Consider the following 18,509-nt stretch of genomic DNA (forward strand, 5'->3'; position numbering starts at 1 on the left):
GACATGAGCCTGTTGGAAATCCGAAATCTTTCGGTCGAGTTTGCTACTGCGTCGGGTGAGTTCCGCGCTGTGGATGGCGTTGATCTGTCTGTCAACAAGGGCGAGTTGATGGCCATTGTCGGGGAAAGCGGCTCGGGGAAATCCGTATCAATGCTGGCGCTGATGGGGTTGCTGCCATGGACGGCGACAATCACTGCAGATGAAATGAGCTTTGAGGGTCGCGACCTGACCAAAATCTCGGCACGGGATCGGCGCAAGATCATCGGCAAAGATATTGCCATGATCTTTCAAGAGCCGATGTCTTCGCTAAACCCCTGTTTCACGGTCGGTTTCCAGATCAAAGAAGCACTGCGTATCCATCTTGGGCTCAACCGCAAAGACCGTCATCAGCGCGCGATTGAGCTGTTTGACCTGGTGGGTATCCCGGCACCCGAGAGCCGTCTGAATACGTTTCCTCACCAGATGTCGGGCGGCATGAATCAGCGGGTCATGATCGCGATGGCGATTGCCTGCACCCCGAAACTTCTGATCGCGGACGAACCCACTACCGCGCTTGATGTAACAATTCAGGCGCAGATTCTGGATCTGTTGGTCCGATTGCGCGATGAGCAGGGGATGGGCCTTGTTCTGATTACCCATGACATGGGTGTTGTGGCAGAAACCGCCGAGCGGGTTCAGGTCCAATATGCCGGTCAAAAGGTCGAGGAACAGCCGGTACGCGATCTGTTCCGCACACCGCGCCATCCTTATACCTCAGCTTTGCTGAACGCTTTGCCTGAACGGGCAACTTCGAAATTGCTGCCGACGATTCCAGGTGTTGTTCCTGGTCAATTTGACCGTCCCAAAGGTTGCTTGTTCAGCCCGCGATGCCAATTCGCCGATGACTTGTGCCGGAACACGCCACCCGCTCCGCATGGAGCAGATTTCGGCAAGGCCCGCTGTCACCACGTCAAGGAAATCACCGCTGGAGAATTGGCATGACCGCCCCGATCGTTCAGGCAAACGCGTTGGCCCGGCACTATGAGGTCAAAGGGGGATTGCTGTCGAAATCGGCAACGGTCAAAGCCCTTTCCGGTGTGGATTTTGCCCTAGAGCCTGGCAAGACGCTGGCCATTGTAGGAGAGTCCGGGTGCGGTAAATCCACCCTCGCTCGCGTCGTAACGATGATTGAAGAGCCCACTTCGGGAACACTGACCATCGACGGCGTCGATATCACCCCGTCAAAATGGGCTGAGATGCGCAAAAACGTGCAGATCGTGTTTCAGGATCCCTATGGTTCGCTTAATCCGCGACAACGGATCGGTCAGATCCTGCAGGAACCTCTGATCATCAACCGGCCCGATTTGACCGCTGCGGAACGGGAAACTCGCGCGCGCGAAATGATTGATCTTGTCGGTCTGCGCCCCGAGCATTATGATCGCTACCCCCACATGTTTTCGGGCGGCCAACGGCAGCGGATTGCGATTGCCCGAGCCCTGATGCTGAACCCCAAGGTTCTGGTTTTGGATGAACCGGTATCGGCGCTGGATGTTTCGATCCAGTCACAAATCCTGAACCTGCTGGTTGAACTGCAAGAGCGTCTGAACCTGGCCTACCTGTTCATCTCGCATGACCTGTCGGTGGTGAAGCATTTCGCTGATGACGTAATCGTCATGTATCTGGGGCGCGCAGTCGAGAAAGCTCCGAAAGAACAGTTGTTCGCGGCGCCCCGGCATCCTTATTCCAAAGCGTTGTTGTCGACGACACCGCGTGCCGACCCCGAGGCGCGTAAGGAACGGATCAAGCTGGAAGGTGAGTTGCCCTCACCGATGAATATCCCCAAGGGATGTGCCTTTGCTCAGCGATGCTGGCTGGCAACTGACGAATGCCGTGCGGCACCACCCGATCTGCAAGGAACAACCCATCAGGCTGCATGCCTGCATCCGCTGGGTTAGGTTAGCTCTCGGAACTGCGCGTTGCGGTGACCATCGCAAGCAAATGGTCTTTTGTACGCCCAATATGTTGGGTCAACAGCGCGCAGGCTTCCTCAACTTGCCCATTCTCGGCCAGCGTCAGCAGTTGGCGATGGTCCTTTTTCGCGGGCTCGCGTTGTTCCATAACGCTCAGGTGCATACGGACATAGCGATCGGACTGTAGATTGATCCGTTGTAGTATATCATTGGTGATCCCACGGCCTGCTGCAGCGTAAAGCGCATTGTGGTATTCGTAGTTCAAACCACCCCACCGCCCGACATCATAGGCTTCGTAGGACGTTTCCATTTCGTCCAGAAACCTTTCGCATTCGGCAAAATTTGCCTCGGTCATCTGTGGAATTGCACGCCTGAACAGATCGACCTCCAACATTATCCGCAGGTCAAATATCTCACCGATTTCTGACAGCGAATGTCTTGTCACCGCAGCGCCGCGATTGTTGGTCAGCTGCACAAGACCCTCTGCATCAAGCCGTTTTAACGCTTCTCGTATGGGCATGCGTGACACGTCATAGTCTTCTGCCAAGGCTTCTTGACGGATGGCTTCACCTTCTGCCATCTCACCGCTTAGAATACGCTCGCGCAGGTCATTTGTGATGACATCGGGCAAACTTTGCCTGGGAATTGCGCGGGTTCTTGGCATTGTTACAGTCTCTGCTGGTGTAATTTTGTATCCAAAATACAAAATAGACGCCGGTTTTCCAAGAGCCTTGCATTCACTAATGAATATAAAGTGTTGATTGATTTCAAGCCGCCTCGGCTGCCACAATAAAAATGGTCACGTTCTATAAGGATTAAACATGAAAGAGGATCGTATGGATAATCCGCGCTTTTTGCCAAAAGGCGCAATTTCCGTGGACGTTTCCTATGACGGGCCGCCCAAGGCCTTCTATTTTCTGCTTTTACCCAACACGACGATGCTGGCTTTCAGTGCCGCGATTGAGCCTCTGCGCATATCAAATCAACTGTCCAGAAAGCAGCTGTTCGAATGGTACGTGCTCTCCACCGACGGAGAACCCGTGACCTGTTCCAACGGCATACGTGTTCAGGCGGATCACTCGGTTCATGACCTGGAGAAGGGAGCGTTTGTCTTTGTGTGTTCCGGAACGCAACCGATGAGGTCTTTCAACACAAATGTCTTGAACTGGATTCGGCGACAAAAGGCGCATGGATGTGAGTTCGGTGGGATTTGTACCGGTGCATTTGCCTTAGCAAAGGCGGGCGTGATCGGAACCAGAAACTTTACCGTCCATTGGGAAAACCGGCCTGGCTTTTGTGAGAACTTCCCAACGATGGAGCCGACCCAGAACCTCTATGAAATTGACGGGAAACTTAGAACATGCGGGGGCGGGCACGCCAGCACTGACATGATGCTTGAAGTTATCGAGGAATTGTTTGGCAACGCCTTGGCGAACAACGTTTCGGAAATGTGCCTGCACAGAAGGCTGGGAGAAGGCGGCAGCAAACAGGTATCGCCGGTTTCGGCGCTTTTGGGCACGCGAAATGCCAAATTGATCGAAGCGGTGCAAATCATGCGCGAAAATATTGAAACGCAGCTCAGCCTCGAGGCGATAGCGGATCAGGCGTCCCTGTCCCGGCGGCATATGGAGCGGCTGTTCAGGCAGCACACTAACATGTCACCGGGACGGTTCTACAATGAACTCAGGCTGGACCGTGCTTTTGCCCTGTTGAATGAAACAAACCTGAGCGTTTCTGAGATAGCCTTTGCATCCGGGTTTTCCAGTACGGATAGGCTTTCTGTGCATTTCCGGAACCGATTTAGAATTTCACCGCATAATTTCCGGCGATCCTGGTCCGAGGAAACCCACCCGGAATAACTGGATGAGCACCACTTGATAGGTCCCAGGGACTATCCCTGTATAACGTTCTGACGTTGAACCCCCAGACCTTCGATCCCCAGTTCCATCTTGTCTCCAGGTTTGAGGTAAACCTGCGGATTTTGCCCCAGACCCACACCGGGGGGTGTCCCGGTCGAGATCACGTCGCCGGGTTGCAGTGACATGAACTGCGACAGGTGCGAGATCACCGCTGTGACACTGAAATGCATCGTTCTGGTCGAGCCATCCTGATACCGATGCCCGTTCACCTCAAGATACATTGGCAGGTCTTGGGGATCAGGGATTTCGTCCCGTGTCACCAGCCAGGGACCGATTGGGCCGAACGTATCTGCGGATTTACCTTTGACCCACTGACCTGAACGGTGCAGCTGAAAATCCCGTTCTGACAGGTCATTGATCACACAATATCCTGCCACATGGGCCAGTGCTTCATCCTCCGAGATGTATTTTGCTTCTTTTCCGATGACGACGCCCAGTTCCACCTCCCAATCGGTCTTGACTGACCCGCGGGGGATTTCAACGGTGTCATCGGGGCCTATGATGGCGGATGTCGCTTTGAAAAAGACCACCGGCTCAGCAGGTAGGTCCATGCCGCTTTCGGCCGCGTGATCGGCAAAGTTTAAACCGATGCAGATGAACTTGCCGACACGTCCAACACAGGCGCCGATACGGCTGTCGGCATCGACGGGTGGCAGGGTTTCAAGATCCAGCGCGCGCAGCTGTGCAAGGGTTTCATCGCTAAGCGCTTCCCCGGCAATGTCGGCGACGATCCCCGACAGGTCCCGGATAGTGCCGTCTTTATCAACTATGCCCGGCTTTTCCGCGCCTGCTGGGCCGTATCGTAGCAATTTCATTTCACATTCCTCATTTGCTTCAGATCGTCCAGCCGCCATCAATGGCAAAGGGCTGTCCGGTTGTGTATTTGCTGGCATCGCTGGCCAGATAGAGCGCAAGTTCCGCGATCTCATCTGCGGTTCCGATGCGGCCCATGGGTTGCCGCGCAATAAAATCAGTCATTGCTTTCTCGTAATCCCCAGTTGCGCGCAACCGGTCGTGCAAGCTGGGGCTGTCGACAGTGCCGGGGCAGATCGCATTGCACCGGATGCGTTGTGTGACGAAATCGGCTGCGATCGATTTCGTCAGTCCGATTACGGCGGCTTTCGAGGCGCAGTATGCAAACCTGTTTGGAACGCCCTTCAACGAAGAGGCGACCGAAGACATGTTGATGATAGACCCGCCACCATGTTCCAGCATGGTTGGCAGGGCACATTGGATCAGCTGGTACATCGATTTGACGTTCAGCTCAAAACTGAAATCCCAGTCACGTTCATCACATTCCAGAATGGACCCGCCAGCCACATATCCTGCGCAGTTGAACAAAACATCCAACGGGGGCGTGTCCGCGACGAAGGCCTGCACTGCCGCCGCATCGGTTACGTCAAGTTTTACCGACGTAACGCCTTGGATATTTTGCAACTCTGCCAGAGAGGTATCATTGATGTCGCTGGCAAAAACCCGTGCACCTTCGGCGGCGAACAATTCGGCTGTTGCACGCCCGATGCCCTGTCCCGCGGCGGTGATCAGAGCAGTTTTTCCAGCCAGACGGCCAAGGTTTTCGGATGATATCATATCTATTTCACTCTCCTTCTAAAATCCAAGCTTCGGGGAACCACGACGGCAAAATCCCATCGGCATACAGCCTCGGAAAGATCAATCTAGTTCCTGAGGTCATAGGCCTGGGCAGCATTACCGCCCCGTATCGCCTGATGCTCGTGTGGTGACAGACCGGTTAACAGCGTATCGGTCGCCTCGAGCCATCGTTCATAACTGCTGTTTAATGTGCAAACCGGCCAGTCGCTGCCCCAGATCAGGCGATAGGGCCCGAATGTGTTCAGCAGGTGATCCACATAGGGCTTCAAATCTTCTACCGTCCAATTCGCCCCGGCCTCGGTCACCAACCCGGAAAGTTTGCACCAGGCATTTGTATTTCGGGCCAATGTCGACATGTCTTCTTGCCAGCCCTCCATGACTCCCTCCCGGATCAGGGGCTTGGCACCGTGATCAATCACCGTGCGCATATGTGGGTGCCGATCCAGCAGCTGTTGAAGCGGCCCCAGATGTCGCGGCAGGGTCAGCGCATCGAAGGTAAGGTTTGACTGTTGCAGAGAGTCAAAAGCCGGTGTCAGCCCATCCTTGAGCATCCATAATGGGTCGGGAATGTCCTGAACCATGGGGCGCAAACCGACAAAAACCGGGTGGGCAGCCAGTCGTGCGATTTGTTCCGGTGCGTCGGCGGCCTCAAAATCAACCCATCCGACAACGCCTTTTATGAACGGGGCCTGCTCGGCGAGTGACAGCAGATATTCGGTCTCAGCAGCTGTCGGCGCAGCCTGTACCAAGACCGTACCGTCAATTCCCGCTCCTTTCAGCAATGGGGCCAGATCCGCGGGCGCGAAATCCGTGTAAATCGGCCCCAGATCCGGTGTCAGCCAGCCATAGTCTTCGCGCGCCAATGTCCAAAAATGCTGATGGGCGTCGATCTTCATCCAAGAACACCCTTTTTCAGGATGATGTTGCCATACAGCCGACGTTCGCCGGTTTGCACGATCGCAAAAGCTGTGGCCGCCCGGTCGTAAAAGGCGAAACGTTCAAGGCCCTGTATCGTGGCCGGGTGGTCCGCTATTTTGCTGATAATGGTCTGAAAATCGGCTATGGCCTCAGGTATAGCATCCGGATCGCCAACAACCTGCATGGTCAGGGCCGGGTCAGGCACAAATGTGTCCAACGGCATGACAGACAAAATAGCTCTTAGAATTTCGCTGGCGCTTGACCCGTCGGCACGTATGCAGCCCGGCCCAGAGCTGGAGCCGGGGAAATTCGCATCCGCAATCACGATTTCATCGCCATGCCCCATAGCGCGCAGGGTGTACAACAGGTCAGGCGACAGGATGGGATCAATATTACGCAGCATAGGCAGCCTCTCCGGGAAGGGGGGCGTCGGAACGGATCAATCCTTCCGAACACAGATCAGACCAAAGCGCAGCGGGGATTTGACGTTCGAGCAGGGCCGCATTGGCCTGCACCTCGGCAGCATTCACCGCGCCGGGGACAACGGTTTTGACGCAGGGATGGCCAAGGACAAATTGCAAGGCAGCAGCGATCAGTGGCGTATCATGGGCTGAGCAGACAGCCTCGATTTGGCGAACTCGGGCAAGGATGTCCTCGGGAGCATCAGCATAATTGTATTTCGCACCGGGAACAGCGCCGGTTGCCAGGATACCCGAGTTGTACGGCCCGCCAAGAATTATGCCCACGTCCCGCTTTTCGCAAAGGGGTAGAAAGCTGTCTAAAGCGTCTTGTTCCAACAGGGTATAACGGCCTGCCAGAAGAAACCCGTCAAAGTCGCCCAAGCCCAATAATCTTTCGCAGACCTGCCATTCATTTACACCGGCTCCAATGGCGGCAATTTCACCGGCTTCACGAAGTTCGACCAGAGCTTTGTATCCGCCGCCATCGAACAGTTCCCGGATCTTGGCATCAGATGCCTCCTGACTGCCCTGACTGAACGCACAGACGTCATGCACAAGCAGGATATCGGCGCATGAGACACCCAACCGGTCGCGGCTGGCGTCGTAGGATCGCATGACCCCGTCATAGGTATAGTCGAAAACGATACGTTTCTGCGGCACATCAACAAAGGCTTCGGGTGTGACATGATGCGGTGCGCAATCCAGCAGCAGACGCCCGATCTTGGTCGAAAGTTGAATCTCTTCGCGTCCGAACCGGGCAATAGCCTGGCCAAATCGTTGCTCGGAGCGGCCCAACCCATATTGCGGTGCGGTGTCAAAAAATCGGATACCCAAATCAAAGGCTGCCTGCAGCGCAGCCTGCGCATCCTCGTCTGATACTTTGCGATAGAGATTCCCCAAAGGCGCGCCACCAAAACCCATCCGAGTCAGCGGAACGGGTCGCGCCGTGCGGCCATTTAGAAGCTCTGTTGCGGTAACTGTCATCCTGCCTCGCGTATTGGATGAGGGGAGTCCGTGAAAAGGTGGGACTGTTCCTGCTGCAAGCGTTGAATCCGAGGCATCAACTGCCCCAGATGACGTTGCATGGCGTCCTGTGCAGCTTTTTCATCTCTCTCAAGAACCGCGTTGAAAATGGCGCGGTGTTCGGCCAGCGTTTCCACCACCCGGCCCGGGGTAGGCAGCAGCAGCATTCGCGCTCTGGTCACTTGCAGTGAAACGGTTTGCGCGACGTCGCTTAACCTGTTGAATCCTGTGAATTTCATCAGCAGGCCGTGGAATTCTTCATCCGCCTCGTAAAAGCCGGGGACATCTTCATCTTCGATCAGCAGCTCTTGCAGACGCATGTTGCGGCCCAGTATCTTGCGCTGATCCTCGGTCAAATCGCGCGCGACTTTGGCGACCGTCGCAAGTTCAAGTGCTTCACGCAGGAACATGCCCTCGCGAATTTCGGACATCGAGAAATAGGATACGCGCGTGCCGGATTGGGGCACGACATCCACCAGACTCTCGGAAGCAAGTCGGGCAATCGCCTCGGTCACGGGCGCACGCGAAACGCCAAGGCGTTCGCATATCGGCGCCTTCCTGAGGTTGTCGCCCGGCGCGAAGTCCAGCGACAGGATTGCATGCTTGATTGAGAGGTAAACGCGCTGAGACAACGAGCCCTCAGACGTAGAAATATCGCGCAGGTGCAGAGCGTTTATGTCCTGTGGTTTATTCATATTTGGTGACCTAGCATACTAACATGTTAGTTGACAAGTGCGTGTCCGACGATTAGCAGTCGGGATCAGCAAACAGGAAAATGATGCAACCAGATCAGAAAATAAAGGCTTCTGAGCCCGCAGCGCGCGATACAGTCAGGTTGAACCCGGACGACAATATCGTCATTGCACTCCGAGATCTGAAGATCGGCACGCAGCCTTCCGGGCTGAATGTCCCGCTTCGGGATCAGGTTCTGCGTGGGCACAAGATTGCTATTACCCCAATTTCTGCCGGAAAAAACGTCATTCGCTATGGTCAGATCATTGGTCAGGCAAAGGCAGATATCGCAGCCGGAGATCACGTCCATGTCCACAATCTTGGTATGGGGGCCCATCAGCAGGACTATGCCCATGCGACCGCAAATACTCCTTTGCCGCATATCGACGAAGAGCGGAGTTTTCTTGGGTATCACCGGTCCGATGGGAAGGTTGGCACGCGCAATTATATCGGAATTCTGACGACAGTGAATTGTTCGGGTTCAGTAGCCCGGTTCATCGCCGAAGCGGCCTTAAAACGTGGGTTGCTTGACCCATATCCCAACGTGGACGGGGTGGTGCCCATCGTGCATGGCACGGGCTGCGGTATGTCGTCCAAGGATGACGGCTATGCTACGTTGATGCGCACCCTGGCCGGGTACGCCCAGCACCCGAACTTTGCCGGCATTCTGCTGATTGGGCTGGGATGTGAGGTCATGCAAGTGGCCAGTCTGGTTGATGGCCGCCCCATCCGCGAGGACGGTGCCTTGCGCTATATGACCATCCAAAACGAAGGCGGTACGCGCCGCACGATCGAGCGCGGGCTTGCCGAGCTGGAGGGGATCGCGCGGCTGGCCAATCAGGCGGTGCGCAAGCCCGCTCCGATCAGTGCGATTACGGTCGGGATGCAATGCGGTGGCTCGGATGGTTATTCCGGCATCACTGCCAATCCGGCGCTTGGATATGCCTCTGATCTGCTTGTGCGCCATGGCGGAACAACAATCCTATCGGAAACCTCTGAAATTTATGGCGCCGAGCATCTTTTGACCCGGCGCGCAGAAACGCTGGAAATCGGCAAAAAACTGATCGACCGTATTCATTGGTGGGAAGATTACACCAAGCGCAATGGCGGCGAGATGGACAACAATCCAAGCCCCGGAAACAAGCGCGGTGGACTGACGACCATTCTTGAAAAGTCTCTGGGTGCAGTGGCCAAGGGGGGCACAGCCCCGATGCGCGACGTCTACAGATTTGGCGAAATTATCGACAAAAAGGGCTTTGTCTTCATGGACAGCCCTGGGTTCGATCCTTGCTCAGTCACTGGTCAGGTGGCGGCGGGTGCCAATTTGATCGTGTTTACCACGGGCAGGGGGTCGGTCTCCGGATATCAACCCACGCCCTGCATCAAGCTGGCAACAAATTCGGAAATGTACGCCCGCATGTCCGAAGACATGGATCTGAATTGCGGCGACATCGTCACTGACGGGGTCAGTATCGAGGCCAAGGGCGAAGAGTTGTTCGAAATGTTGATCCGTGTCGCATCGGGCGAACAAACAAAAAGCGAAGAGCTTGGTTTTGGGGGCGTTGAATTTGTCCCCTGGCAAATCGGCGCTGTTATGTAGCCGCAGGTTCGTCAGAGGTAGGGGCAAAATGGGAGGAGAGATGGAAAAACTGGTCGAAATGAAGGGGATCGAAAAGTATTTCCCCGGTGTGCACGCGCTGAAATCCGTGCAGTTCGATCTGTTTTCGGGCGAAGTCCACGCGCTTATGGGGGAAAACGGGGCGGGTAAGAGTACGTTGATGAAAATCCTGTCCGGGATCTATCAGCGCGATGGCGGCGACTTGGCCATTCAAGGCAAATCAGCCAGTCCCACATCCCCGCGTGAAGCTCAGAACCTCGGGATCGGGATCATCCATCAGGAACTGAGCCTGATGAATGATCTGACCGTAGCGCAGAACATCTTTATCGGACGCGAGCCCCGGAAACGTTTTGGTCGCCTGGACGAGGCTGCGCTGAACGCTCAAACCGCCGAAATCTTCGGGGCGATGAACCTGAATCTCGATCCCAAAGCGCCGGTCGGCGGGTTGACCATTGCCAAGCAGCAGATGGTCGAAATTGCCAAGGCGCTGTCCTATCGCTCCAAGGTTCTGGTCATGGACGAACCGACCGCGGCCCTGAACGACGCCGAGATTGCCGAGCTGTTCGTCATCATCCGCCGCCTGAGGGCCGAGGGGGTGGGGATTGTCTATATCAGCCACAAAATGGACGAGCTGAAACAAATCGCCGACCGTGTGACTGTCATGCGCGACGGTGAATATGTTGGCACTGTCGGTGCCAGTGACACGCCGATCAGCAAGATCATTGCGATGATGGTTGGGCGCGAAGTATCCGAAGACCCTCTGAATGTGCCGGACCTGAGCGATGCCGAGGTTTCTCTGGAAGTCGCAGGACTGTCGCGAGGCACGGATCTGAAAGATGTCAGCTTTTCGGTCCGGAAGGGTGAAATCTTGGGGTTTGCCGGGCTGATGGGGGCAGGGCGGACCGAGGTGGCCCGAGCAATCTTTGGCGCTGATCCCTTAGATGGCGGCGAAATCCGCGTGCATGGGCACCGCGTTCCCATCCGCTCACCCCAGGACGCGGTGCGCGCCGGGATCGGGTACCTGTCCGAGGATCGCAAGCATTTCGGCCTCGCCACCGGGATGAATGTCCGCGACAATATCGCTCTCGCTTCGATGGATATGTTCACCAGTGCTGCCGGGGTACTAAACGACGGCGAAATCAGCTCGACCGCCAAGGGCTATATTGCCCAGCTTGGCATTCGCACACCCTCGGATGTGCAAGAGGTGCGCCTGTTGTCCGGCGGCAATCAGCAAAAGGTAGTCATCGCAAAATGGCTTTTGCGAGATTGCGACATCCTGATCTTTGACGAACCCACGCGCGGTATTGATGTCGGTGCAAAATCGGAAATCTACAAACTGCTCGAAGAACTGGCCGCGCAGGGAAAGACGATCATCGTGATCTCATCCGAATTGCCGGAAATCATGCGCCTCAGCCACCGCATCGCCGTCATGTGCGAAGGCCGGCTGACCGGAATTCTGCCCGGCGGAAACAACACCACTCAGGAAGACATCATGCATCTGGCCACCCAACGCACGGCGGCGATGCAGGTCACAGGGACAGCAACATGACCACAGCAACGGAAATAGACAAGAAAAAGCCCCTGGCGGGCCTGTCGGAAAGCGGCGCGTATCAAAAGCTGCTGGCCTTTGCCAGTCTCATCGCTCTGTTGATCGGCTTTTCGATCGCATCGCCGAACTTCATGCAAACCTCGAACATGATTGCCATTCTGCAGGCAACTTCGGTCAACGGCGTACTGGCCGTTGCCGCAACTCTGGTGATCATCACGGGCGGAATCGACCTGTCGGTTGGCACTTTGATGACCTTCTGCGCCGTGATTGCGGGCGTAGCCCTGACTTATCTCGGCATGCCCCTGCTTTTGGGTGTTGCGGCAGCCATTGCAGCGGGTGCGTTTTGTGGTCTGTGTTCGGGCACATTTGTGGCCAAAATGAAAATCCCGCCCTTCATCGCGACGCTGGGCATGATGCTGATCCTCAAGGGTCTATCGCTGGTTATCTCGGGCACACGACCGATCTATTTCAATGACACGCCTGGTTTCGATCAGATCTCGCGCGGGTCTCTGATCGGAGAAATCATCCCCTCGGTGCCTATCCCGAACGGCGTGCTGATCTTGTTTTTGGTCGCGGTTGCAGCATCCTATATCCTCAGCCGCACTGTTCTGGGCCGCTATACGTTCGCTTTGGGATCAAACGAAGAGGCGGTCCGCTTGTCGGGTGTCAACACCGACGCCTGGAAGATGCGAATCTACGCGCTGGCCGGGGGAATTTGCGGCATCGGCGGCATCCTGATCGCCTCGCGCCTGAACTCGGCACAACCCGCTTTGGGGCTGGGATACGAACTTGAGGCCATCGCGGCTGTGGTCATTGGTGGAACCTCTCTGTCCGGCGGGCGCGGCACGATCCTGGGAACACTCATCGGCGCGCTTATCATGGCTGTCCTGACCAATGGGCTGCGCGTTCTGTCTGTCGCGCAGGAATGGCAGACCGTTGTCACCGGCGCGATCATCATTCTGGCCGTCTATGCCGACATGGCGCGGCGCAAAAAGACCGGGTGAACAATTTTTAGGACCAAAGAAGATAACGACCAACTGGAGGAGAATATCATGTTAACACGTCGTTTCGTTCTGGGGGCGCTCAGCGCAGCCACCCTCGCAGCTCCGGCCTCGATGGCCATGGCGGAAGAAATCTATATTCCGCTGGTATCCAAAGGGTTCCAGCACCAATTCTGGCAGGCGGTAAAGCAGGGCGCCGAACAGGCAGCCGAAGAGTTTGACGTCACAATCACATTCGAAGGACCGGACAACGAAACGATGGTCGACCGTCAGATCGACATGCTGGCCGCAGCACTGGCAAACAATCCAAAAGCCATCGGCTTTGCCGCACTCGACAGTCAGGCCGCCATTCCGTTGCTGAAGCAGGCAAATGACAAGGGTATCCCGATCATCGCTTTTGACAGCGGTGTCGACAGTGATATTCCTGTTTCTACTGCCACAACCGACAACCTAGCTGCAGCGGGGCTTGCCGCTGACAAAATGGCCGAAAAGATTGGTGGAAAAGGCAAAGTTGCAGTGGTAGCCCACGACCAGACCAGCCGCACTGGCATTGACCGCCGCGATGGATTTGTGAACCGCATTGCGGAAAAATACCCTGATATCGAGGTTGTCACCGTTCAGTACGGGCAGGGAGACCATCTGAAATCAACCGAGGTGACAAAAGCGATCCTCACTGCAAACCCCGATCTGGATGGTATTTTCGGCACCAATGAAGGCTCTGCCATTGGTGTCGTGAACGGGGTTCAGGAATTGGGCACCGAGGGCCTTGTCATCATTGGCTATGACAGCGGCAAAGCCCAAAAAGACGCGATCAAAAGTGGTCTGATGACCGGGGCAATCACCCAGAACCCGGTTGGTATCGGCTATGAAACGGTCAAGGCGGCCGTCGCGGCGATGAAAGGCGAAGAAGTCCCGGCCTTAATCGACACAGGCTTTTACTATTACGATGCTTCCAATATTGACGATCCGAAGATCGCGGCAGTTCTTTACGACTAAGAGCCTGACAGCTTAATACGGACCGGTTCGCCCGATCGGCGGGCCGGTATTTTTGTTTTACTGGGTTGCAACAATCATCTTTTCTGTTTGTGGCGTTTTCATGCTATCCTCTACGGGTTATTTTTTTGATGTTTATTGAAGGTTGAAATTCCGGTGAAAAAAAAGCCCAGCAACAAGACCTATGTCCTGCGTCCTCTGGAAAAATCCGATCTTGAGACAATTCTGCCCTGGTTTCAAAATGTAGAGGATTTAGCCAAATTCGAACGCGTGTCCCGCATCCCTCTTAATCTTGCACAGACAGAGGAAAGCTGGAGCGACATGTTCACCGGCTCAGCCATCGGCCGCAGGTGTTGGTTCGTTGTTGAGAATTCGGCGGGAAAACTGGTCGGCATGAGCGGCCTCGAGGGGATATCGCCGATCAATCGCGATGCTGTCGTTGCGATGTTCGTCGATCATTCGGTGCGCCGCCATGGGGTTGGTATCAGAGCGACGGCTTTGGTCGCCGATTTCGCCTTTCGACAACTGGGGCTGAACCGGCTGACGTCGTATTATAGGGCGGATAATGTCAGCAGCAGAGACTTGGTTGCCAGACTGGGGTGCCAGATCGAGGGGTCGATGCGTCAGGCCTGGTTTGCAGATGGTCAATTTCACGATATGGTTGTGGTCGGGTTGCTGAGCAGCGATTGGTTCGAAAACCGAAATTCACTGGCGAAAGAATTGGGCGGTGAAACCATCGTTAAGCTTGGCAATAATGCCTCGGATTGCTGGTGTTGGCCCCCGCAAGAGACTGGGTCGGACTAAGAGACGTTATTACCAATCATTTCAAATCTTTTTTTGTTATACAAAAGTTAGGGTTCGTTCAGAACTCAGGAATCGAGTACCGCCAGTGAATACAGTTAACCCGAATTCATCAATCACTCAGAAGCTGGGTGCAGTCTTATTTGCAGATGTCGTCGGCTATTCTCGCCTGATGAGTGAGAACGAACTCGACACCTACAACGCTTTGAAGACACTTCTATCGCAGATCGAAGCCGCATGTGCCCGTTATCAGGGGCGTGTTGTCGAAGTGCGCGGTGACGGCATCCTGGCCCTGTTTGAAACAGCGACCAGCGCGGTCGAATTTGGTGTTGAGCTGCACCAAATTTCTGCCCAGCACAACGATTCAGGATCAGATCAACAGCAAATCAAGTTTCGCGTTGGCATCCATCTTGGAGAGATCCTGATAGATGAGCGTGGAATTCATGGCGACAACGTCAACATTGCAGCGCGATTGCAAGAAATTGCGGAACCCGAGCGGGTCTATGTCAGCTCTGCGGTGTATGATCAGGTTTGTAACCGGTTGCGGTATGGGTACGAATTTCTTGGTCCGCAGCATCTGAAGAACATTCTTTCGCCGGTTTCAACCTACTGTGTCCGCAGCGAGGTTGCCGGTGCTACTTTGGCGGGCACTATGCGTCCCGACGCTATTGTCGATCTGTTGGAACGCCCGGACACTCCGTCGGTCGCTGTGCTACCGTTCAGCATCAGCGGCGGGGATGAGTCTGACGGCTGGATTGCCGATGGTCTGACCGACGACATCATTCTGAACCTTTCCAAATTCAGAAACCTTTTCGTCATCGCCCGAAACTCATCATTCTTCTTCAGGGCGCAGTCCATGCCACCGAAGGAAGCCGCAAGAAAGCTGAATGTCCGGTATATCGCCCGTGGCAGTGTGCGTCGCTCTTCCAGTCGAATCCGCATTACTGCGGAACTGGTCGATGCAAACACTGAACGCACGATTTGGGGTGAGCGGTTTGATCGAAACATTGACGATATATTTGATATTCTGGACGAGGTGACTGAATGTATCGTCGCGGCCACGGCCGTAATGATCGAATCCCATGAGCGCCAAGTTATGGTTCAGGCCGTTCCTTCAGATCTGGAGGCATATGGCTCTGTCCTGCAGGGGCAGCAGCACATCTTCAAATACACGCGCAACGACAACCGCAAGGCACAGAATTTCTATCAATCTGCGCTGGAAAGGGACGGCAACTATGCCCGTGCCGCCGCCGCCTTGTCCCGAACGTTGAATCTGGATTGGCGATACTCGTGGACCGAAGATCCAGGCAGTGCATTCGAGCAGGCGCTGTCTTTGGCACAGCGGTCGATCGAATTGGACCCGACAGACGCGCGGGGATTTGGCGAGCTGGGATTTGTCCATCTGTATCGCAAGGAACATAGTGCGGCGCTACAGTCTTACCAACGTGCTTTGGCTCTCAACCCCAATGATGCGGATATGCATTCGGATTTCGCCGATGCGCTTGCACATTCGGGGGAAAATGAGACCGCCATCACGCATCTGCAACAGGCCATGCGTCTGAACCCGTACTTTCCGGATCAGTATCTCTGGCACCTCGGCGGCGCCTATTACAATCTCAGGCGCTATGAAGATGTTATCGAAACCGTCAACAAGATGAACAATCCAACCGAGGGTCAACGGATGCTGGCCGCCAGCCATGCGCAGCTGGGCAACATGGATATGGCACGCATGATTGCTGAAAAGCACCGCGCCGCACACCCGAACTTTTCTTTGTCACGCTGGGCCAAGGTGCTGCCCGACCGTCTGGAAGACGACACGCAGCACTTTGTCGAAGGGCTGAAAAAAGCGGGATTTTAGAACGGAAAAAGGCGCGAGATCCCGCGCCTTCTTTGCTGACTTTGTCCGAAGATCAGTCGCCGCCGCGTACTTTGGCTCCGCTAACCTTGGCGCCACTGACCTTGGCACCGCTGACTTTCGCGCCACTGACCTTGGCACCACTCACTTTGGCACCGCTGACCTTTGCACCGCTGATAGCAGGGCTGTCAAAGCCAAAATAGAGGTCTAGAAGAACCTGTTCGAACTGGCCTGTCATGACATCCATGCGCATGGTCTGATCGGACTTATCATAGCTCCAGAACTTGATACCGTCAGCGACCTGATAGTCCGCCGCCGCAACACCGCCAATCGAAGGATCCGTGGGCGCGCGCGAGGCCTGGTTTGGTGGCTCGCCCTTTTTGGCGACATCTTGACCATCGCCGTGAACCAGGAAAATCACCGGCTCGGGCAGGTCGTAGTAGGTGCCTTCATAGGCAAACCCGTAGATCTTGGCAAATTTGGCTTCGTCATTTCCTGAATTCGCGAGTTGCTCATCAAGATGTTTGTTGTTGCCTTTTCCTCTGCTTTTCTTTTTCGCAGGGTCGTAATCCAAATCGTCGATAACTCTGCCGTAAATCAACACTTCCGAAAAACTGAGCAAGGATTCCGCCATAAACTCATCTCCCAAATATGGGTCCATCACCCGAACCCCCTTCGATTAAATCCCGAGGATGACCGCATCGGTGTCTCCTCAAAAATCACCCCGCCTCTAAATGCCATAAATCTGCCGAAAAAAAAAGAATTTTGCTGTCATCAGTCTGGAACCTGCGTGCGGACGGAGTGTGCGTGACTGTCTTCATCAGGGTCAGGCAGCCGCGGACCGGCAGTTGCCACCCCGATATCACGCATCCGAAAGTTTCCTTCGATGATCCGCCGGAAGGCACCCCCGGTAATTTCCTGATCCACCGCCAGCATGGCCTTTTCGACACCGAAATAGCTGAGCATATCGGCGTCCAACATGCTCCAGGCGTCGGCCAGATAGGTGCCCAGGAAATCGCGCGCCTCAAGAAGTGCTACGCGGAATCCATCGGGGTTTTCGGCATATCGCTTGTCAAAAATACCCTGCATGACCTCGCTGTAATCGGGTGAATCCTCTAGCTGATCGGACAGGTCTTCCTCTGCCTGTGTGATAAGGCCATGAACCAACAGGCGCTCATGATAGATGTCCACCAAAATGTCGAACATTGCACCTGTCAGTGGCTCGGAAAGTGCATGTTCACTGGACCATCCGGCAGCGAATTCCGATAGTGACCGGTTGTTTGCGGCCGTTCTGATCTGTGCATTTTCCGAAAGCTCGGCAAAGCGATTCAGTCGATTGAAGCTGTAGAGATTGCCTTTGGTGTTTTCCAACAGCGCCTCTACCACCGAGCCAAAATGCAAAGATGCCAGAAGCGCCACCATATCGGCGGCGGATTCATGGAACCCGTAATACTCACCCGAGACATCTCCGTCGGTGGGCATGCCCACGACGCTGTAAATGATTGAGTGGCCGATTTCATGTGCGACCACGTCGAAATTCAGGCTGTAGGGGCGATATTCGTCCCCGTGTTCATGGGTGCCCCCGGTTTCAAGGAAACCCCAACCGATATGCGCATTGTCCAGGCTTGGCAGCAGCGACAGTTCGAGCCGGTTAAAATCACGGGCGAAATGCCATGGGATTGGTCGGTCAAAATAGCCCTGCCAGACGTCCATCGTGAAATGCGCCGAGCCAAACAGATGCGCTGCCTCAAAAGCCGGGTCCGACGGGCCAATATGGATAAAGTTACCGAACTCATCAGGCATTGCCGGGGGATGGATATATCCGTTCCAGGGCGGCAGATACATTCCCGGACCATCCGGTCCGGGCACGATGGCCCCATAGGGTGTAGTCTTTCCGACAGGGTTAACCGTGTACATGCGCGGACCCGATGGACCAGGGCCGATACTGCCCTGCGGGGCCGATATTTCGACTAGCTCAAGCTGTGGGTCCTCTTCCAGAAAAGGGGATTGCGGATACAGCAGAAATCGCGTTCCAGGCTCTTCTTCATCAAGGTGATCTGGTAAGTTCACAATACCCCC

The 18,509-nt window shown here is 55.1% G+C and carries 18 protein-coding genes; 9 read left to right on the forward strand and 9 right to left on the reverse strand.

Going from position 1 to position 18,509, the window contains the following annotated elements; genetic code table 11:
- The first annotated feature begins 3 nt into the window (after nucleotides 1–3).
- Nucleotides 4–981, forward strand: a complete 978-nt coding sequence (locus AC2FLG_RS04200) for an ABC transporter ATP-binding protein (RefSeq protein WP_142636312.1) — start codon at nucleotides 4–6, stop codon at nucleotides 979–981.
- A complete protein-coding gene (locus AC2FLG_RS04205) occupies nucleotides 978–1,934 on the forward strand; it encodes an ABC transporter ATP-binding protein (RefSeq protein ID WP_496697000.1) in 957 nt (318 codons plus the stop codon). The genes AC2FLG_RS04200 and AC2FLG_RS04205 overlap by 4 nt, the downstream gene beginning before the upstream one ends.
- 1 nt (nucleotide 1,935) lies before the next feature.
- Here the strand turns inward: AC2FLG_RS04205 and AC2FLG_RS04210 are convergent, their stop codons facing one another.
- Nucleotides 1,936–2,613 (reverse strand): GntR family transcriptional regulator, encoded by a 678-nt coding sequence (locus AC2FLG_RS04210; RefSeq protein WP_271948861.1) that lies wholly within the window; start codon nucleotides 2,611–2,613, stop codon nucleotides 1,936–1,938.
- Between the two features lie 157 nt (nucleotides 2,614–2,770).
- On the opposite strand from AC2FLG_RS04210, the gene AC2FLG_RS04215 reads away from it, so the two are divergent.
- Nucleotides 2,771–3,808, forward strand: coding sequence for a GlxA family transcriptional regulator (locus AC2FLG_RS04215; protein WP_246097212.1), 1,038 nt, complete (start codon nucleotides 2,771–2,773; stop codon nucleotides 3,806–3,808).
- Nucleotides 3,809–3,840: 32 nt separating this feature from the next.
- Here the strand turns inward: AC2FLG_RS04215 and AC2FLG_RS04220 are convergent, their stop codons facing one another.
- The 6 genes from AC2FLG_RS04220 to AC2FLG_RS04245 form a co-directional block, all read right to left on the reverse strand.
- Complete coding sequence (locus AC2FLG_RS04220; RefSeq protein WP_496705105.1) at nucleotides 3,841–4,683, reverse strand: fumarylacetoacetate hydrolase family protein; 843 nt, start codon at nucleotides 4,681–4,683, stop codon at nucleotides 3,841–3,843.
- A 19-nt stretch (nucleotides 4,684–4,702) separates the two neighbouring features.
- The gene (locus AC2FLG_RS04225; RefSeq protein ID WP_496705107.1) at nucleotides 4,703–5,458 is read right to left on the reverse strand and encodes an SDR family oxidoreductase; all 756 of its coding nucleotides are present in this window, start codon (nucleotides 5,456–5,458) and stop codon (nucleotides 4,703–4,705) included.
- Between the two features lie 86 nt (nucleotides 5,459–5,544).
- Nucleotides 5,545–6,375, reverse strand: coding sequence for an amidohydrolase family protein (locus tag AC2FLG_RS04230; RefSeq protein ID WP_496705109.1), 831 nt, complete (start codon nucleotides 6,373–6,375; stop codon nucleotides 5,545–5,547).
- Nucleotides 6,372–6,800: an RbsD/FucU family protein gene (locus AC2FLG_RS04235; protein WP_496705111.1), complete on the reverse strand. Its 429-nt coding sequence runs from the start codon at nucleotides 6,798–6,800 to the stop codon at nucleotides 6,372–6,374. The genes AC2FLG_RS04230 and AC2FLG_RS04235 overlap by 4 nt, the downstream gene beginning before the upstream one ends.
- Nucleotides 6,790–7,842 carry an aldo/keto reductase gene (locus AC2FLG_RS04240; protein WP_496691606.1) on the reverse strand — a complete coding sequence of 351 codons (1,053 nt, stop codon included), beginning with the start codon at nucleotides 7,840–7,842 and terminating at the stop codon, nucleotides 6,790–6,792. The genes AC2FLG_RS04235 and AC2FLG_RS04240 overlap by 11 nt, the downstream gene beginning before the upstream one ends.
- Nucleotides 7,839–8,576, reverse strand: a complete 738-nt coding sequence (locus AC2FLG_RS04245; protein ID WP_496705113.1) for a GntR family transcriptional regulator — start codon at nucleotides 8,574–8,576, stop codon at nucleotides 7,839–7,841. Before AC2FLG_RS04245 ends, AC2FLG_RS04240 begins: the two co-directional genes overlap by 4 nt.
- A gap of 83 nt (nucleotides 8,577–8,659) precedes the next feature.
- Here AC2FLG_RS04245 and AC2FLG_RS04250 point away from each other — a divergent pair, with 83 nt between their 5' ends.
- The 6 genes from AC2FLG_RS04250 (at nucleotide 8,660) to AC2FLG_RS04275 (ending at nucleotide 16,433) form a co-directional block, all read left to right on the forward strand.
- A complete protein-coding gene (locus AC2FLG_RS04250) occupies nucleotides 8,660–10,213 on the forward strand; it encodes a UxaA family hydrolase (protein WP_496705361.1) in 1,554 nt (517 codons plus the stop codon).
- Between the two features lie 40 nt (nucleotides 10,214–10,253).
- Entirely contained in the window at nucleotides 10,254–11,780 is a 1,527-nt protein-coding gene (locus tag AC2FLG_RS04255) for a sugar ABC transporter ATP-binding protein (RefSeq protein WP_496705115.1), read from the forward strand.
- The gene (locus AC2FLG_RS04260; RefSeq protein WP_496705117.1) at nucleotides 11,777–12,784 is read left to right on the forward strand and encodes an ABC transporter permease; all 1,008 of its coding nucleotides are present in this window, start codon (nucleotides 11,777–11,779) and stop codon (nucleotides 12,782–12,784) included. The genes AC2FLG_RS04255 and AC2FLG_RS04260 overlap by 4 nt, the downstream gene beginning before the upstream one ends.
- A 48-nt stretch (nucleotides 12,785–12,832) precedes the next feature.
- Entirely contained in the window at nucleotides 12,833–13,777 is a 945-nt protein-coding gene (locus AC2FLG_RS04265; RefSeq protein WP_142636294.1) for an ABC transporter substrate-binding protein, read from the forward strand.
- Nucleotides 13,778–13,930: 153 nt separating this feature from the next.
- Complete coding sequence (locus AC2FLG_RS04270; RefSeq protein WP_246097210.1) at nucleotides 13,931–14,578, forward strand: GNAT family N-acetyltransferase; 648 nt, start codon at nucleotides 13,931–13,933, stop codon at nucleotides 14,576–14,578.
- A gap of 85 nt (nucleotides 14,579–14,663) precedes the next feature.
- Nucleotides 14,664–16,433, forward strand: coding sequence for an adenylate/guanylate cyclase domain-containing protein (locus tag AC2FLG_RS04275; protein ID WP_281286267.1), 1,770 nt, complete (start codon nucleotides 14,664–14,666; stop codon nucleotides 16,431–16,433).
- A 52-nt stretch (nucleotides 16,434–16,485) separates the two neighbouring features.
- Here the strand turns inward: AC2FLG_RS04275 and AC2FLG_RS04280 are convergent, their stop codons facing one another.
- On the reverse strand, nucleotides 16,486–17,091 hold the full coding sequence (locus AC2FLG_RS04280) for a pentapeptide repeat-containing protein (protein WP_246097208.1): 606 nt from the start codon (nucleotides 17,089–17,091) through the stop codon (nucleotides 16,486–16,488).
- Nucleotides 17,092–17,204: 113 nt separating this feature from the next.
- Nucleotides 17,205–18,500, reverse strand: a complete 1,296-nt coding sequence (locus AC2FLG_RS04285) for a gluzincin family metallopeptidase (protein WP_281972927.1) — start codon at nucleotides 18,498–18,500, stop codon at nucleotides 17,205–17,207.
- Between the last annotated feature and the right edge of the window lie 9 nt (nucleotides 18,501–18,509).

This window comes from Ruegeria sp. CDSA193, assembly GCF_059611885.1.

Bases quoted from the DNA above. Each gene is read 5' to 3' on its own strand.
- AC2FLG_RS04200 (WP_142636312.1), top strand. From the start codon at position 4: ATGAGCCTGTTGGAAATCCGAAATCTTTCGGTCGAGTTTGCTACTGCG.
- AC2FLG_RS04205 (WP_496697000.1), top strand. From the start codon at position 978: ATGACCGCCCCGATCGTTCAGGCAAACGCGTTGGCCCGGCACTATGAG.
- AC2FLG_RS04210 (WP_271948861.1), bottom strand. From the start codon at position 2,613: ATGCCAAGAACCCGCGCAATTCCCAGGCAAAGTTTGCCCGATGTCATC.
- AC2FLG_RS04215 (WP_246097212.1), top strand. From the start codon at position 2,771: ATGAAAGAGGATCGTATGGATAATCCGCGCTTTTTGCCAAAAGGCGCA.
- AC2FLG_RS04220 (WP_496705105.1), bottom strand. From the start codon at position 4,683: ATGAAATTGCTACGATACGGCCCAGCAGGCGCGGAAAAGCCGGGCATA.
- AC2FLG_RS04225 (WP_496705107.1), bottom strand. From the start codon at position 5,458: ATGATATCATCCGAAAACCTTGGCCGTCTGGCTGGAAAAACTGCTCTG.
- AC2FLG_RS04230 (WP_496705109.1), bottom strand. From the start codon at position 6,375: ATGAAGATCGACGCCCATCAGCATTTTTGGACATTGGCGCGCGAAGAC.
- AC2FLG_RS04235 (WP_496705111.1), bottom strand. From the start codon at position 6,800: ATGCTGCGTAATATTGATCCCATCCTGTCGCCTGACCTGTTGTACACC.
- AC2FLG_RS04240 (WP_496691606.1), bottom strand. From the start codon at position 7,842: ATGACAGTTACCGCAACAGAGCTTCTAAATGGCCGCACGGCGCGACCC.
- AC2FLG_RS04245 (WP_496705113.1), bottom strand. From the start codon at position 8,576: ATGAATAAACCACAGGACATAAACGCTCTGCACCTGCGCGATATTTCT.
- AC2FLG_RS04250 (WP_496705361.1), top strand. From the start codon at position 8,660: ATGCAACCAGATCAGAAAATAAAGGCTTCTGAGCCCGCAGCGCGCGAT.
- AC2FLG_RS04255 (WP_496705115.1), top strand. From the start codon at position 10,254: ATGGAAAAACTGGTCGAAATGAAGGGGATCGAAAAGTATTTCCCCGGT.
- AC2FLG_RS04260 (WP_496705117.1), top strand. From the start codon at position 11,777: ATGACCACAGCAACGGAAATAGACAAGAAAAAGCCCCTGGCGGGCCTG.
- AC2FLG_RS04265 (WP_142636294.1), top strand. From the start codon at position 12,833: ATGTTAACACGTCGTTTCGTTCTGGGGGCGCTCAGCGCAGCCACCCTC.
- AC2FLG_RS04280 (WP_246097208.1), bottom strand. From the start codon at position 17,091: ATGGACCCATATTTGGGAGATGAGTTTATGGCGGAATCCTTGCTCAGT.